Here is a 16,593-nt window from a genome sequence, read left to right on the forward strand (position 1 = left end):
ACTGGTCCTACTGGTCCTGCGGGATGTCCTCAAGACCGCTCGTCTCGAACTCGGCATCGGGCATCGCCACCCCGCCGAGGAGGCCGTTCATGAGCTCCTCCATGTCGAGCGTCGTGGCGCCGGCGGGGGCGGTGGGCTTGGTGCCCTCGCGCATCCGCAGGGTCAGGCCCAGCTTCTTCACCTTGGCGTTCTCGGCCAGCTTGGCGAGGTCGAGGTCGACCTGGGCCAACTCGCCGTTCTTGAGCGTGAAGTCGGCCGTGACCTTGGCATTGGGAGCGTCCTTCAGCTCCTTGGCCGTGGGCAGCGGCAGGCTGCGATTTCTCATTTCAGTGTCACCATCAGTTCTCACTTGGATGCCATGGATTCCTGCTGGTCACGGCGCATACGTAGTGACATCAGATGAGAAGGATTGGTGACATCGATTGAGAATCACCAGCGCACCGAGATGAGAAGCCCATAGAGGTGGCTGCCTGACCTGCAGTTTTCTATCCGATCCCAGTGGATGCCGGTTCGGCGGCCGGTCGTCTGGCGGCGCCCTGGGACGTCTTCGTCGGGGGTATCAAGTGGCCTGGCCTCGCTGTTCGTTCGCTGCGCGTCCGGCTCAAGTGTCGCGTGCTTCGATGCCTGCAAGAGTCGGGCCGGGTTGTGCCTGCTGGAGGCCAAACGTGGCATTGCGGGGGATATTGCAGAGGTCCTGGTTCGTTGATCTGGTCCCCCAGGCGATGGACCCGCAAGCGAAGGCCAATGGGCTCCCTGGAGCGCGTAGGGACTCCCACCTGTATGGGGACGATGACGCCGGGGGTTGAGGATGCCTGCTACCTCGAGGACTGACCCCCACGCGTGTGGGGAAGACAGACGATCGGCGGGCAGCCCACCCCGGACTACAGACAGACCCCCACGCGTGTGGGGAAGACCGCCGCGGTAGCAAGGACACCTGGTCCGGCGAGGACAGACCCCCACGTGTGTGGGGAAGACGGTGATCGCGTCTACCTCAACGGCAAGGGCATGGAAAGACCCCCACGCGTGTGGGGAAGACCGGTTCAACCTGCAGCACGGGAGCCTCACTTCCGAAAGACCCCCACGCGTGTGGGGAAGACATCTGCGCGGTGATGTCGCCCTGTTCCTGGCGGGACAGACCCCCACGTGTGTGGGGAAGACCCTTCACGACCTGCGTCTTTGACGATGGCCAGGCTGTACTTTACCTCCCTTGGTTGAGCTGTGGTCCACCCTCGCTTGTGGAGTTGCCATGGTGCACGGGGCGTGGCCGGATTCAGCCGGGCAGCGTTTGGGGGTCTTTGATCAATGCCTGCACGGTGATATCTGTTGCCTCACTGTCCCGTAATGATCACTCGGGGTAAAGGTGACAGGGGGGAAGGATGCTGGACGGCGAGATCGCGGCGGAGGCCAGCGGGCCACCCAAGCTGAGGCTGGCTGGTTCGCAGCTGCACTTCCCCACTCCGCCCAGCCCGAAGAAGCAGGTCTTCGCCTACGACCCGGGGGAGTTCGAGGAGTTCGTCAAGGAGTGGGTGCCCGCTCTCGAGACTCGGTACGTGCGTGTGGAGCGGCACGGCGGCTCCGGTGACCATGGTGTTGATGTCGCGGCTTACCTGACGGCGCAGGCCATGGAGGGGGAGTGGCACAACTACCAGTGCAAGCACTACGGGGACGCGCTGAACTGGTCGAAGGCAGCACCGGAGATGCGGAAACTGTTCGCCGCGATCGTCCAGGGCCACTACACGCGGCCCAGCCGCTACATCTTCACGGCCCCGATCATCGGCCGGAGTCTCGTGCGGCAGTTCGCGGTGCCCTCCCAGACGCGCACGAAGTTCCTTGACGAGCTCGCCTCCACCACTGACCCCGCCATCACCTCACTCAGCCCCGCCCAGCGCCAGGCAGTGACGGAACTGGCCCGCGCAACCGACTTCTCCATGTTCGAGACGATCGACATGGACGACATGCTCGACCTGCATCGCACCACCCGCCACCATGCCGACCGGTTCACCCAGCCCCTGCCTGCCCGCCCCCAGATCTTGAAGCCGCCCAGCGAGCACACCCCTGAGGAAGCCCGCTACGTCCAAAAACTCGTGGACGTGTACCGGGAGCGGTGGGGAGACGAAGCCGACACCCTGGAACGCGCCGCGAAGCACCCGGAAGCACGCGAGCACCTCCACCGGCAACGCGAGGCCTTCTACAGCGCCGAGTCCTTGCGCCTGTTCGCCCGCGACGCCACCCCCGAAGGCCACTTCCAGGCCATCCTCGACGACGTCCACACCATCGTCGTGGAGGTCGCCGACGGCCAGCACCCCCGTGGATGGGACCGGCTGATAGCCGTGTTGACGGCAGCCGGCGCAGTCGTCCTGACCGACACGAACCTGGCCCGGCAAGTGAGACCCCTGGACCGAAAAGGGGTATGCCACCACCTGGCGAACGACGGCCGGCTCACCTGGTGCCAGGGAGGTCACGCATGAACCCGCTCAACAGCCCCCTCGAAGTCGGCGTACGCGCGCTCGCCCTGCTCGCGGAAAGCCACCCCGAGCCGATGGACCTGACCCAGCTGGTGCTGCTCGACTACGCCCTCCTGCACAGCGCAGAGTTCGACGGACCCCAGAGCCTGCACCCGGACCTGCCCGCCCGCCCCGGCGAACTTGGCATGAAACGCCGCCTGCTGGAACAAGGCCTCCTCGTCCTCGTCCGGGCCGGCCTGGCCGGCATCGAAGCCCACCACGACGGCCTGAAGTACCGGGCGACCGAACGCGGTCCCGCTTTCATCGACATCCTCGAAGCGCCCTACGCGGACCGTCTGCGCGACCGCGCGGAATGGGCCGTCCACGAGTACGCCCCCCGTGTCGACGTCGATGCCGCCACCCGCGCCCTGATCAGCCGCCCTGCGGAAACGCCCCTGCCGACCGAGGCCTCCCGTGACTGACCTCAGCCTGCTCCACCTCACCTACGCCGGATCCGGCAAACCGCCCGCGCAGGTCGTCTTCGACGACGCTATGACGGTCATCTACGGTGCCTCCGACACCGGCAAGTCCTTCATCGTCGAATCCATCGAGTACATGCTCGGCGGTGCCACCCTGCCACACATCCCCGAGGCCGAGGGTTACAGCCAGATCCTCCTGGGCCTGCGCATGCCGGACGGCAGGCCGCTCACGCTGGTGCGCCGCCCCCACAGCACCGCAGTCGCCGCCCACTTCGCCGATCTGAGAGACCTCGTCACCCGCACCGCCGACCGGGAACTCACCGCAGTCCACACCGCCCGCAGCACCCGAAGCCTGTCGATGTTCCTGCTCGACGAACTCGGCCTGGGCGACATCACCATCCGCAAGAACGAGGCCGGCGGCACCCGCGCGCTGACCCTGCCCGACCTCGCTCACCTGGCCGTGATCACCGAGACGCGCATGGTCGACCCGCTCTCCCCGGTCCTGCGCTCCGCGGCCTCCTCAACCAAGACGGCCGCCATGTCGGTCATGAAGCTCCTCCTCACCGGCGAAGACGACCCCGTCATCAACACCGGCCCCAACGCAGGCCAACGCCGCGTCAACAAAGGCCAGATCACCCTCCTGGACCAGATCGTCCTCGACCTCACCGCGAAACTCACCACCCAGGAAAACGACACACAGCTACGCCAGCGCCTCGCCCGCATCCAGACCACCATCGACACGCAGTCACAGTCCCTGCGCGTCATCTCCGAACGGCACCTCAGCGCCGTCACCACCCGCATGCAGGCATCCCAGGACCTCGCCGCGCTCGAGAGCCGCCTGAGCGAGGTCAGCGACCTCCTCACCCGCTTTAGGCTCCTCGAGCAGCAGTACCAGTCCGACCTGGACCGCCTTGCCATGGTCAGCGAAGCCGGCAGTCTCCTGGGCTTCTTCCGGGTGGGGACCTGCGTGTTCTGCGGCGCCGCACCCGAGCACCAGCACCCGGGCCACAGCGCTGAGGAAACCACCCAATTACATGACGCCGTCCAGGCCGAAACAGCCAAGACCACCGCTCTGCTCGCCGACCTGCTGCCCACCATCACCGACTTGAGCCATCAGCTCGACCACCTGGTGCAGCGCCGGCAAGCCCTACTGCAGCAGGGCAGCGAACTCGACACACAGATCGACAGCGCCGAGAGCCAACTGGAGCCTCTGCGCGCGCACATGGACGACCTGCTCACCGCGCGCTCCGCCATCGAGCGGGAACTGGAACTGCACTCACGCATCAACGAGCTGCAAGAACGCCGCTCGAAACTCGACGGCCAAGGCGCCGTTGCCTCGAGCCGTCCGGCCGAGCACATCCCCACCCGCACGCTCAACGACTTCGACAGCGTCCTCAGGGAAACGCTGGCCGCATGGAAGGTACCCGCGGTCGACTTCGCGGAATACGACCAGTACACGGCCGACGTCCGTGCCGGAAGCCGGCCCCGTGAGGGACGGGGCAAAGGCGTCCGCTCAGTCCTGCACTCGGCGTTCACCACCGCTCTCGCCCGGTACTGCATCGACCAGGACCGGCCCCACCCCGGATTCATCGTGCTCGACTCCCCGGTGGTCACCTACCGGGAACCAGTGGGCGACGACGTCGACATCACCGGAAACGTCGTAGAACACTTCTACCGCCACATGGCCACCTTCCCCGGGCAGGCCATCATCATCGAAAACGGCGACCCGCCCGCCGACATCCTCACCACCGCCACCTCCTACCGCTTCACCGGCTCCGACGACGGCAGGCCCGGATTCTTTCCCACCACCCGCGCCCCCGAAAGCACCCCGTAACAACCCCTCAAGGGAGGGTGCTGCAGTTCTGTGCGGAACTCCCCAACGCCCTGAGCCGGCCCGGTGCTTCGCATACCGCCTTGACCGGGATCGGCTCCAGGTCCGGATGCGCGTGCCGTGGTGCTCCGCGCCGTATGCATCCGCAGAACATTACACGCGGACGGCAAGCAGACGCGGGCACGACAATTCGGGCGAGCCGGCCCACACGCTGCTGGACCCGTTCTCAGTACCCCGGAACTACAGGTCCTCAACAGCACGGACCGTGCGCGACCGGGCTGGGTGATCCTGCCGTAGGTCAGTATCACCAGCACCTCGGCCCGGTGCAGTACACCAGGCACATCCGAGCCACCTGGACCGGAACAGCGAGTGTCGAAGACGCAGCCCAAGCATTGGGAATCTCCAGGTCGAAAAGCCAAGCACTCGTCTGCCGCGCCGACTTCCCCTGCCGCGTGCTCCGGATCGGCCGCACCAGCCGCATTTTCACCCTGTTCCTGCTTCGATTCCTCGAAAGCGGCAACCTGAATACAATCTCGCCAACAACGGGCACGGCGCTGACTCCTGATTTTGAAACCCGCTCTCTCGTCCTTGAGATAGGCCGAGCGCCCATTCCGCCAACGACCGTCTGAGAGGATCTGCCGTCGCACCGCCCTTACGCAACGACACGGGCCTGCCCATTACCTTCCTCGTAGAGCCCGGTGAGGGCTCGTGACTCCAACGCCGGTATGGCGTCCGGCAGATCACCCGCGCCAAGGCAGCGGGGGCTCGGCACGGTCGAATCCCTGGCCCGGATTGGCCGGGTCCACCCCGCCAATGCGGTGTGCAATCCACTTTTCTCAGCCGTTGGTGGCCAAAGAACGCCCTCGGAACTGTGGCCATTTTTCGATCATCACCCCTGAAACGTCGTTGACCCCTCCTGTGACTCGTGATCAGATCCATCCGCCCACTGTCCGTTAGCGCTCAACTGCTGGGCGCATGACGGGACTAGGTGAGCAGACACAGGAAGGGAAATAGCATATGCGTCTCAGACGGGCGTTTGCCGCGACTGCAGTCTTAGCCGTTGTCACGGCAGGTATGGCCACAGTCTCAGCTACAGCTGAGGAAGCACCGCCAGCCAGTGCACAGCCCGCCCCCTCGTACCAGGAGAGAGAAGCAGCCGCCAACAGACCACGTTCCGTCCCGAAACGCACGGACGCAAAGGCGTCGGCGTCGTGCCATGCCATCCAGCAGCAGGCTGCCGCCGACGGCAAGGGCGAGGCGTTATGCATCGAGACCCTGAGCGCCTCGGAGGTGCCGAAACGGCTGAAATCTGTGCGCACTTCTGCTGCCGGAGCAGGGGTCGTGTGGTGCGATGAGAAGGAGCTGGGTCAGGTCTTCGTGACCCGCACCTCGATCTGTGAGCATCAACTGATACATGCGGTGCTCATAAACACCCAGACCGGAGAGCCGTTGGGGGACGCATACCTGACGGTCAAACAAGAGGTGAACACGCGGGACGTGGACGGCTCGCCCATGAATGTGTACTTCGACGAGTACTTCTACATGCGGGTGCAAGCCGTCTCCGGAGCCCTAGTGGCGGGCTTCAACGTGGCCATCGACGCCGACTGTGCTCCCACGTCAGCGTGCCAACAAGGCCCCGGCCCCTGGACCGGCCCGGCGCCCGTCACGCTGCTCTCGGAGAAGGACGGAACCTGGCTCCGTTCATGGAAGAACACGACACTTCACGACACGTTGGCCCTGGGGTACACCATCACGGCGTCTCTGGGTACAGAAAGGGCCCGCTACTCCTGGGGAGTCAACGAATCCAACGCCTGGCAGGTGCGCTGCGACAACGAAATCACCAAGTACGCCGGCTGCGTTGTCCCTGCGTTCATCCCGACGTTCGTCACGGACTACGCCAAGTACCCGGCAGGCAGCGACTACGTCAACTCGGCCATGCAGTACATCAAAACCCATCCGGGCCGCGAAGGTGACGGCCAGCCTCTGCACCGCGAGGCAAACGACACGGTTGCGACAAAGAACCGCAACAGGGTGTGCGACAGCAGTTTCAAGCCCGAGGACTTTTTCAACAAGAAGTACGAGATCCAATGCGACGAGTACCCCTTCGCCCGCACCAAGGAAAGCGGTGGGCAACTGGGTATTACTTCGGGAAGCCAATGCAAGCAGTTCTCTGCCATGCCAGGGTTCAAAGACCAGGAACCTCGCCAAAATTGGACAACACAGGCCCTGGGTGTGCCACACGGTCCTGCGAACTGCGCCCGGGCCAGCATGATCAAGCCAGACAATGAAGGAATTGGAGGTGATCTCGGTCGCTTCTATACCAAGAACCGAATGATCGACAATGATCCGTTCTGGGTGAAAGCGCCGACCTGGCGTCCCTAAAGGAGTCTAGCGTGGGTTCGCCAGCATTTCTGCGGCGAACCCACGGTCGCGTCGCCTAGCCGAAAGCAGCGGACTTCAACGGTTCGAAGTCTGTGGCCCGCGGGATTTCGAGTGAGAAATCCTGTTCCAGGCGTGCCAGTACAGTAGAAGCAGGGTCATCAGATTCTGCGAGACCCTCGATCGAAATCCCGCCTGCGACTCCCCCTACCGGATGGATCGGGTCAAACGAGTTAATAACTTCACCGTTGATGAAATACTGCACCCAACTGGCCATGTTAGCGGTGCGGGTGAACGAGACGAAGCGAGTCGCTCGGGACACCTCGAGTCCAACGGAACGATTCGTTGCGTACGATCCGAACGACTGAATCGCGAAGGCCCACCCTGCAATCGAACCGAACCTGAGAACTTCCACATTAGGGCGGAGAAAATTCAGTTCACGCAATTCCTCTTCGTCCAAGTCGTGGAATTCCAGGCTTCCTTCCTCCGGGTAGCGACTACACAACTCAATCGCCTCGGCCTGATCCCTCGTCAGCATCAGCGCTCCGTCGGGATCAGATCCCATCCGTCGGATGAAGTTTTCCGGAGTCGTCCCCTCGCAAAAGGCCACGCTGAACCCCTCAGAGAAGGAAGCGCGTAGCCATTGCAGTCCATCGCTCATGTTTCTCCCTCTCAGGCCGCTGAGGCTAATGATCATACTGAGGGACGCTCGCCTGGACGCCGGTAACCGGGCTGGATGCCGGCGCCCTCTAACCAGCTCGTGCATGGTTGGCGTTGGCACGTCGAGGACCGCGGCTTGCCTCCAGGTTCACTTTCGCTGATTGCCGGAGAGCATGGCGGTCTGCTGGTGCGAGAGGAGCCCGGCTACGGCTTGGACGATGTCGGTCATGTGCTCGCGGCGGCCGTGGTGCCGGGCGAGGGCTCGCCAGTTCTTCAAGTGCGCGATGCCGTGCTCGACGCGGATACGGCGTGAGGAGTGGGCTTTGCGCTGGCGTTCATGCATCTCCTCGTACCAGTCCGGGGCGTTCTTCTTGAACTTGCGGTGCGGTGGTGTCACTACGCGCCCGCCTGTCTGAGCGCCCAGTCCCTGGTAGCCGGCGTCGGCAAGAATCTCCACGGCCGGTCCGTTGGCCAGGAGCTTGACCAGGCCCAACTGCCGGGCATGGGTGATGTCCGCGCAGCTCGCGGGTTCAGCCGGGCTGCAGAACACCACCCGCCCGTCAGCGTCCGACATGACCATGGACTTCACGGCATTCTGCTTGTTCTTGCCGGAGATGAACTTCTCCCGGTCCTTGCGTCCGGCAGCCGGGCGGCGGACCCGGATCTCGGTGCCGTCGATGATCCCGGTCTGCCCGCTTGCACCGAGATGGTCAATGACTTCGGCGAGCGTACGCAGTCGGACGTCGGGGGCAACGGTGCAGCCGCGCATCGCCAACAGCGGCCGTATTTCACCGATTGCGCGAGTGATGGTGGAGCGGTCGACGCCAAACCAGCAGGCCAGCACGTCATGGGTGGCGCCATGGCGAAGGTGGACGAGGGTGGCTAACAGTCGGTCGACGAAGACCAGCTTGTGTTTCGCCCCGGCACCCACGGCTCGGCGACGGGGACGCGACGCGAGACCAGCCTGATGGCGCTCGTGCCACAACGGGCCGATCTCGGCGACGAGTTCGGCGATCACTCCGGGCGTCAGCCCCGTGATCCGCTGGCTTCGCATGATCGCTGCACGTGCACGGTTCCCCACCACACCAACCATGATCAACGATCAGGGTCCTCGACGTGCCAACGCCAACCATGCACGAGCTCGTTAGTGCGGTGTCCAGTGAGGCAACGGTCCCCGTCCTGGCGGGCCGGGTTAGCAGCCACAAGAAGCGCGGCTCGTACGACGGTCGTTCGCCGAAGTTCGACTGCCGCGAACGCCATGCGGTCGAATGCGGGCGGGCCCATTCGCCTTGAGTGCTACCGTGCGAGGGCACTCAGGTAGGACAGGTCGACCATCCGCTACGAGGTCACCGTGCCGGTCGCAGCCCTGATTGACTCCATCTCTCTCCTGCTCGCCCTCGACGGACCATCCCCGTGGCACCGCCGGTGAGACGAGGTGCGAGGTTCTCGTGCCGGGAGTATTGGCACTTCGGCACGCTGTGCGTCTGCCGCCGCTGCTGCTGCGGCACCCCCAGGGCCCGCGGCCGTGGCCCCACCGCCCAGCTAGACGAAGCAGCCATTACGTCACTTCGATCCGTCAGCACGGCACCTGCAAGAATCCGCACGTGAGTTCCCTACCGCCTCGCAAGGCAACCCAACTGTGCTGTGAGACGGACTGCGGTCAGCCTGCCGCGTTCGCTACCCGTACGAAGAGCACCTGGTGCGATGCCCACATCACACAGATGCTGCGCGAGGGCGGCCTGGAACCCCTGGAGCCCTTCACGAAACCGACAGCCTGGCGTCTGACCCAGTGCCTTGCATGCGGCTGTGAGGCGCACTACCGCTTCGAGTACACCCTGGAAAAGAACGCGTACGGGGAAGCGACGTGCCGGGCCTGCTACTGGCGACAGTGGGCAGTTGAGGCTCGCCAGGCCATGGGCGCGTACGCCAACCTGACCCCGGTTCCACAGGCCACGGCGCGAGAACACGCCGAGAAGAACGGATTCGACTACCTCAGCGCGCTGACCGCGCCGTCCCTCTCCGACGACCCGCACCACGTCCGATGCCGCTACTGCGGTCGGCTGAGCGCCGCACGACTCGGGGACATCGGGTTCGGCTGCCAGTGCCAGGCCAACCCCCGCCGCGAGCGGCAGACGACCAAGCGCGCCGGAGCCCCAAAGCGCGACCTCCTCAAGGACAGCGACCTACCCGTCCTTGACTGGTGGGACCACGAGAACAACGACACCGCCACCTGGGAGACCGCCACCGTCAAGGCCCGCCGGGAGGCAGCCTGGCGCTGCCCCGACTGCGGACTGCGGTTCACCAAACGGATCCTCGACATGGTCAACCTGCGCGAGTGCCCGCACTGCGAACCGAAACGACGCGCCGAGCAGCAGGCACAGCACGCGCGCTACCAGACGACGCCGGTCGCCAACGTGCCTGAGATGCTCGCCGCCTGGGACGACAAGGCGGATCCCCAGACCGTGATGGTCGCGGACTACCAGCGCTGTCACCTGCGTTGCCCACAAGGGCACCGCTGTCGCCAGACTCCGCTGACCTATCTGCGCAACGGTTGCCCCTCCTGCCGCGGCCAGGCCACACGCGCGACGCGTCTAGAGGCGATCGAGAGCGATCCAGAAGCGTTCGGACTCAGCGTCGAGATCGCCGCACAGTGGCACCCGACCAAGAACGGCAACGCCCAGCTGGCGACGGTGTCGCCTGGTTCACGCAAGCTCGTGTGGTGGCGGAATGAAGACTGTGGCCACGAGTGGCAGGAGACACCAGCCCGCCGGGAGCAGGGCCAGCGCCTGCGCTGCCCGCAGTGCCGAACGATTCTCGATTCCCTCGCCTACCATTTCCCCGATCTGGCAGCGCAGTGGTCACCAGCTAATCCGCTCTCCGCATGGCAGGTGCGCCCTACCGGCCAGACCCAGTTCACGCCTGCCTGGATATGCCCTACCTACCCGGATCACGTATGGCGGGCGCCCTTGTCCTCACGGGCTAACGGCAGCGGCTGCCCCGAGTGCCGGCAACACGGCAAGTCCCGCATAGAACTCGACTACTGGGAAGCCGCGGAGTGCGCCTTCGGCCGGGCATCGTCAGGTCAGCCAGTCCGGCACGAGGCATTCGCCCGGCGCGCGAGCTGGCTAGTCGACATCACGGTCGAGACGGCAGGGCAGCAAAAACTCGCCATCGAGTACGACGGCGCCTACTGGCACGCGGACAAGACGGACCTCGACACCGAGAAGTCCCGCGACCTGCTTGCCGCCGGATACCTGCTGGCCAGGCTGCGCGAGCATCCATTGCAGCCCTTGCCGATCGGCGACCCGAACTACACGGAGTTCGTCGTGTACCCGGCGATGCCGACGCCGGACGAAACAATCGAGCAGGTCCGCGACTGGGCAAGCAAGCTAGATGGTGAGCGGGCGACCCAGCGCTGAGATCTGTCGGTGGAGCTGCCTGCCAGATGACAGACCCTCAAGCGGGCCTGGAAGCGCGTTGTATCGCCCTCGGGCCCTCAGGCTTGTGGGGAAAACTCTTTCAGCAGTCCCCGCAGTAAAGGGCATGATGGGCAGATTCGAGGATCGTTGGCAGTGCGAGGGCCCGGACGCCGTCGGCGGCGCGGCGACACCGAGCACGGCTGGATTAAGGCGGTGTGCGATCCCTGCCACGACGCGTGGTCCCGCCACACCATCTTGATCCTTAACGGTGCTGTGCGCCGCCGTGGACAATGACGGGGCCCGCTCGCAGCTGGTGGTCAGAGCACTTTCCATCGGCAGCCCAGCCGCAGGCCACCGAGCGGTGTCAGGTGTCAGGTGCTGGCCCTGTCTCAGCCAGCCTGCCGGCAGGGCTGGTCCTGCTGCTCCAGCCATTCGTGATCGCTCGGTTCGTCAGTCCGTCACTTCGGCCGGGCGGGAGGAGGTGCCGTAGCCCCGCTGCTTCGGGGCGATGACGTACGCATCGGACTCGGCGATCGACTCGACGCGGGCGGCACCACGACCGAAGGCCGCATCGAGGTCGTGATCCGCGGCCGCGACGAGTACACGCTCGCCGGCGAACTCGCAGGGCTGCTCAAATGGCTTGAGGTGACCGGCCCTCCGGACGTGCGACACCACCTAGCCCCGATCGGCAACGCGCTCGCCGAACGCTACCGCCGAGACGCGCCGCCCACCGTGAACGCCCGCCGGTGAGGGGGCTTCTCCAGGCCGCCCGACGCAGTTATGAGGCTTCCTCGAGGCGGATCGCATGAAGGCTGCCGTTCTTGGTCACGATGTACAACACGCCGCCCGACAGCTGAGGAACGCCCTGCTCGGCAGGCTCCCACACCAGGCCTGCGTCGATGTCCCCAAGACGGCGACGGGTCTGAAGATCCCATCCCTGTAGTACTCCCGCACGGCTCACCGCCCAGGCAGCGCTGCCCGCTACGTAGGCCGGCGCCTCGAATGATGCCGTCGGCCGGGCGGGTGCATCCCACACCTTCTCTCCCGTCGCGTCCGACAGCGCGAAGAGCCGGCCAGGGTCCCAAGCCGCAACGAGTATCTCCTCACCCGCAGCCACCGGGCGGGCCCGAAGGGCCCTGGCCACTTTGACTGTCCATCGGTTCTCACCGGACAGGGCATTCCAGGAGGAGACGTGGCCGTCCTGGTGGGCCAGACGAAGCGTCGTGTTCGATGACAGCATGCCCACGACAGGACCGGGCAGCTGCTCCCGCCGCACGAATGCACCGCTGTGCACGTCGTAGGTGCTCAGCCACGGCGCTTCTCCTCGCTCACCGGGAGAGATCACGTACACGCTGTCAGCGCTGACCAGCCACCGCTGCGCAGAAGCGAGACGGATCGGTTCGGCCCAGCGTGGGCGGCGCTTCTCGGTGTCGAGAGCCAGCAGTGTCCACGGCCTGGACGCGTCGCAGCCGGTCCAGGTGACGAACACACCGTCACCGACCACACGCGGAGTCTCCAGGAAACCAGACACCGCCGGCTCCGGCCGCCAGCTCCACAGGCGCCGCCCCGAGGCCGTGTCGTACACGTGCAAGACGCCCTGCAGATCGGGCACGTAGAGAGTGCCACGAGCACACACCGCCTGTCCCGCCGCGCACTTGTCGATCCGGGGACCGCTCTCCACTCCGGTGTGCAGGCTGCGAGGGCGCAGCGTGCTCCCGATCGCCGAGGCGAACACCGTGGTGCCGTCCACCGGGGGCTGATTGTCGTAGCCCATCGACTTCGGCTTCCACAGCGGCTTGCCGGAAGCGGCATCAAGGGCGTGCAGAACGTGGCCGTCCACGACCAGCAGAGTGCCGTCATGAACGCGTGGCTGGCGGGCATGCGGCCGCAAGAGACCGGTATGCGACCACACGACACGAGGAAGCCTCGACGTAGTGGCTCGCCCGCGGCGAGGCCGGGGCAGCGGCACTGCCACCTTCGGCGTCTCGTCACGGATGAACGGTGCGCCGCGCAGAGCCCGGAGCAAGGATTCCCGGTTTACGGTCGCCCCGGCGGGCGCGTAGTCACTTGCGCACTCCCGCAGCCGGGAGAAAAGCGCATCCCCATCGGCTGCCCCGGTCAGGCAAGCCATCGACTGCAGCCGTTCCACCGCCGCGGTCCGGTCAACAGGCCGTACACCCTCCAAGCGCAGCTCAAGAACAGACAGATGCGCCAGGAGCCGCCACGTCAGGGCATCGCAAGCAACTCCCGAATCAGGAGCACCATGAGCCACGGCGGCCGAGATCAGGGACTGAAGGTCCGAAAGCGCGCGGTGAGCAGACTTGTTCAGCCGTCCCGGCTCGGCCACGCGGTGCCGGAACACGCCGGCACTTCCGGCAGCCGCAGCAGCTGTCGTCAGGGCTTGCACCGATGCCGCCCGCGGGAAAGGCGCGGCCACGGCCAGAGCCAGATGCCAGCGGCCCGCGCAGAGATACGTCCACTGCTGCTGCAGGGTGGCCAGGAAAGCCCGCATCAGCTCCACCGATGAGGAGTCGCTGACAGCGAGCCGGGGGCGGCGCCGTACGCCGATCGACAGATAGTGCAACGCCCCGTTGCCCGCACGGCCCGTCACCACATAGTCGTCCACCGCTGTCACGGCGCGAGCCTGAAACCGTATTTCGACGGGCGTGACATGGTCACCCAGACCGGGCACCGGCGTCTGCGTCAGGAGATGCGAAAGCAGCACGGCGCCGAAGTGATGCTCGAGCACAGTCCCGCCCCCGCCAGTGGCGTAGGGACTCACGCCTGCGGCTGCTCTCATGCCCCGTCATGCCCTTCCCGGATCGTGCGTGCAGGTGCCAGCCGCCGCGCCGTGCCGCGCTGCTGACGTCGACGCACCGGACCGGTACGCCGTTGCACGCCGCGTACCAGATGCGGCCGGCACAGGACCTGTCGGGTGCGGCGACCGTGGTGTCCGATCGAGTAGGCCCGCCGGCATCCGTGTTCCTCACTGTCGGCTCCCGGCCCGGCGCCAGCGGTGCAGCAAAGCCGGACTGCCGGGGCGCACGGCGCAGGCGATGGCCACGTTGGGCCAGCCGTCCGGATGACTCTCGGGGTGGTCGTCTGGCCCTGCGTGCATCGTCGCGGTGGCCGAGGTGCTGCGGATGCCCTCTAGCGCGCTGAAAGGGAGCAGGCCACACGCTGCGTGGAGATCGCCTCGTGGGCAGGTACTGGGGGAGTGCTCTGCTGCTCCGCGCGGGCGGCCTCCAGCAGGCGCCGCCATGACGCAACGGTGGGCCGACGCCGCAGGAGCGCCCGTCGCTCACGCTCGGTCATGCCACCCCAGACGCCGAACTCGATACGGCTGTCCAGGGCGTAAGCCAGGCACTCGGTGTGCACGGGGCAGCCGGTGCACCGCGCTTTCGCGCGATTCTGCGCGGCCCCCTCGACAAAGAGGTCGTCTGGATCGCCGGTCCGGCATAGCCCGCGCTCACTCCAGTGAGGATCCGATATCACCCCGGTACTCCTCTCCTTAGTCCTGGCCGCCGTGCGGCCTGGCGGTTCATGCTGCAGGCATGTGACAGTACGTCCTGCCCCACAGGAGGGGCGCGAACTGGCTGGAGTCTGCACACGTTTGAGTGACAGGGACTTGCCTGATCAGCAACAGAACCGCTAGGGCACTTGAGCACGTGCGGGAAGGACTCTGCCAGGGCCGACCAGCCTCCACGATCCGGGGAAGGCCCTCCGCCCTGCGATGTGACGATCAGCAGGTCGCCTTCTGAATGTGCTCCCACGCCGCCTGGGCCGGTGGGCCCAGCCACCGAACAGCCGGGGAGCGGCGGCTCCTATGAGGCAGCGTCCTCGGGGTGAGGCTCCTTTTGGAAGCGGATGATTCGTGCGCGTGGCAGTGAGGCGAGGGTCATGCTGTGAGTTGCGATCACGAACTGGCAGCCCTGGGCGACCCGTTCGTACATCCACTGCACTTGCCGGGCGCTTGCGTCCGGGTGCAGGCCTGCCTCCGGTTCGTCGAGCAGGAACAGGCGATTGGGACCGTCCATGCCGTCCAGGAGGGCACTGGCCCCCTCGGGCGAGGTACCCAGGTAGGACACGAACAGGCGGCTCTCGGGCTGCCGGGACGAAGACCAGCGTGCCTGCAAAAGCTTGGCGAGTGCATGGCTGAGCGGGCTGATTCTCTGCGGCAGGCCGGGGTTGCTGAACTGGCAGCCCGTCAGCAGCGCCAGCGCCTCGAGCACCTTGGACTTTCCTGTGCCGTTCGCACCCGCCAGCACGGTGATACCGGAGTGCAGGGCCAAGCCCTCCTGCAGACTCCGCAGGATCGGCAGACGGGGCAGCTCCATGTGGTCCCCGACGGCCAGTTGCACCGACTGCACGAACCCCTCCGGTGCACCTGTCTGGTGAGCGAACACATCGGCGAGGTCGTCGAGGCACTCTCCGCATGCCTCGACTTCTTGCCGGGCGCGACCCAAGGTGCGGTCGACGTCCGCAAGGTCGCCGACGTGAAGAGCAAGAGCCGGCGACAGGCCTGGCCCGGTCACGGCTGCCGCTGGCTCGCCCAAGCGGCCTTCCGGCAGTAGCAAGCTGCTGAGATCGGCCACGTGCTGCGACCACTCCACCAGCATGCGCTGCGCACGCTCTCGCTCCAGCTCCGCCATGACCTGCTGGGACGTGCCTTCCTGCAGGCGACGGATCCAGGCCGGCACGGACGGGTCGTCCTGCGCCAGCCGTCCCCGCGCCTGGGCCAGCTGCAGATCATCCACGCGTTCCCGGATCCGCTCGCACAGCACGGTCAGCGCTCGTGCCACCTGCCGCAAGCGGTCCCGTTCCGCCAGCAGTGCCGCCTCACGGCGCTCTGCTTGGCGCAGTTGCTCGCCCAGGCCGAGTGCCCTGTGCGCGAGGGCACTGTCTGCTCGTTCGTTGCGGGGGGCCGCATGCTGCAGCGCCAGTTCCCAGGGGACCCGCACCTCGGCCAGGCGCTGTTGCTGGACTGCAGCGCTGTCGGTGGTGATGTCCACGACGGCCTCGATGAATTCCCACGTCAGGCCGCTTCCCGCGAGGCGTGCATAGGTTGCGCTCCGGCGCGGGGGTTGAGCGTCGCCGAAGTGTTCCGGGGTAAGCCGGTCGAGCAGAGCAGGCACGGTGCAGCCGGCCAGGTCAAGCCACGACCGCAGCAGGCCAGCCACCTCGTTGTGCGCGGCACTCGGCCCGGACAACGGTCCCCATTTCGTTCCCGCCCCTGGCATCCGGTGGCTCCCTTTCATCTGGTTCGCCTGCCCAGCTCCATGCTGCCGGGCCGCGACGCCGTCCGGGGCCATCCGCCGGACGGCCCGGACGGCTGACCGCGCCCCTGACGTCCGCAGGAGGCTGAGAAGCCCATCGGGCCA

At 66.1% G+C, this 16,593-nt stretch carries 11 protein-coding genes and 1 pseudogene; 5 read left to right on the top strand and 7 right to left on the bottom strand.

All coding sequences use genetic code 11. The annotated features are described in order from the left end of the window. Positions 1–7 precede the first annotated feature (7 nt). Positions 8–304 (bottom strand): annotated as a pseudogene (locus ACIHIX_RS39270) (hypothetical protein); the annotation flags it as partial. A gap of 1,072 nt (positions 305–1,376) precedes the next feature. Between ACIHIX_RS39270 and ACIHIX_RS39275 the strand changes: the two are divergent. The 4 genes from ACIHIX_RS39275 (at position 1,377) to ACIHIX_RS39290 (ending at position 7,136) form a co-directional block, all read left to right on the top strand. Continuing rightward, positions 1,377–2,468, top strand: a complete 1,092-nt coding sequence (locus ACIHIX_RS39275) for an ABC-three component system protein (protein WP_399965007.1) — start codon at positions 1,377–1,379, stop codon at positions 2,466–2,468. Then, positions 2,465–2,926, top strand: a complete 462-nt coding sequence (locus tag ACIHIX_RS39280; protein WP_399965009.1) for an ABC-three component system middle component 2 — start codon at positions 2,465–2,467, stop codon at positions 2,924–2,926. The genes ACIHIX_RS39275 and ACIHIX_RS39280 overlap by 4 nt, the downstream gene beginning before the upstream one ends. Next, the gene (locus ACIHIX_RS39285; protein ID WP_399965011.1) at positions 2,919–4,757 is read left to right on the top strand and encodes a hypothetical protein; all 1,839 of its coding nucleotides are present in this window, start codon (positions 2,919–2,921) and stop codon (positions 4,755–4,757) included. Before ACIHIX_RS39280 ends, ACIHIX_RS39285 begins: the two co-directional genes overlap by 8 nt. Positions 4,758–5,771: 1,014 nt before the next feature. Further along, positions 5,772–7,136 (top strand): hypothetical protein, encoded by a 1,365-nt coding sequence (locus tag ACIHIX_RS39290; RefSeq protein WP_399965013.1) that lies wholly within the window; start codon positions 5,772–5,774, stop codon positions 7,134–7,136. Between the two features lie 55 nt (positions 7,137–7,191). Here the strand turns inward: ACIHIX_RS39290 and ACIHIX_RS39295 are convergent, their stop codons facing one another. After that, positions 7,192–7,794: a DUF6461 domain-containing protein gene (locus ACIHIX_RS39295; protein ID WP_399965015.1), complete on the bottom strand. Its 603-nt coding sequence runs from the start codon at positions 7,792–7,794 to the stop codon at positions 7,192–7,194. A gap of 147 nt (positions 7,795–7,941) precedes the next feature. Further along, positions 7,942–8,886, bottom strand: a complete 945-nt coding sequence (locus tag ACIHIX_RS39300; protein WP_399965146.1) for a transposase family protein — start codon at positions 8,884–8,886, stop codon at positions 7,942–7,944. Between the two features lie 628 nt (positions 8,887–9,514). On the opposite strand from ACIHIX_RS39300, the gene ACIHIX_RS39305 reads away from it, so the two are divergent. Then, positions 9,515–11,212 carry a zinc-ribbon domain-containing protein gene (locus tag ACIHIX_RS39305; RefSeq protein WP_399965017.1) on the top strand — a complete coding sequence of 566 codons (1,698 nt, stop codon included), beginning with the start codon at positions 9,515–9,517 and terminating at the stop codon, positions 11,210–11,212. Positions 11,213–11,662: 450 nt separating this feature from the next. On the opposite strand, the gene ACIHIX_RS39310 is transcribed toward ACIHIX_RS39305, so the two are convergent. The 4 genes from ACIHIX_RS39310 to ACIHIX_RS39325 all read right to left on the bottom strand — a co-directional run bounded on the left by ACIHIX_RS39310 (position 11,663) and on the right by ACIHIX_RS39325 (position 16,452). After that, complete coding sequence (locus ACIHIX_RS39310; RefSeq protein ID WP_399965019.1) at positions 11,663–11,884, bottom strand: hypothetical protein; 222 nt, start codon at positions 11,882–11,884, stop codon at positions 11,663–11,665. Between the two features lie 106 nt (positions 11,885–11,990). Then, positions 11,991–13,961, bottom strand: a complete 1,971-nt coding sequence (locus ACIHIX_RS39315) for a PQQ-binding-like beta-propeller repeat protein (protein WP_399965021.1) — start codon at positions 13,959–13,961, stop codon at positions 11,991–11,993. A gap of 401 nt (positions 13,962–14,362) precedes the next feature. After that, complete coding sequence (locus ACIHIX_RS39320) at positions 14,363–14,707, bottom strand: WhiB family transcriptional regulator (protein WP_399965023.1); 345 nt, start codon at positions 14,705–14,707, stop codon at positions 14,363–14,365. A gap of 329 nt (positions 14,708–15,036) precedes the next feature. Beyond that, complete coding sequence (locus tag ACIHIX_RS39325) at positions 15,037–16,452, bottom strand: AAA family ATPase (RefSeq protein ID WP_399965025.1); 1,416 nt, start codon at positions 16,450–16,452, stop codon at positions 15,037–15,039. Positions 16,453–16,593 lie beyond the last annotated feature (141 nt).

This window comes from Streptomyces sp. NPDC051913, from assembly GCF_044593635.1.
Classification (GTDB): domain Bacteria; phylum Actinomycetota; class Actinomycetes; order Streptomycetales; family Streptomycetaceae; genus Streptomyces.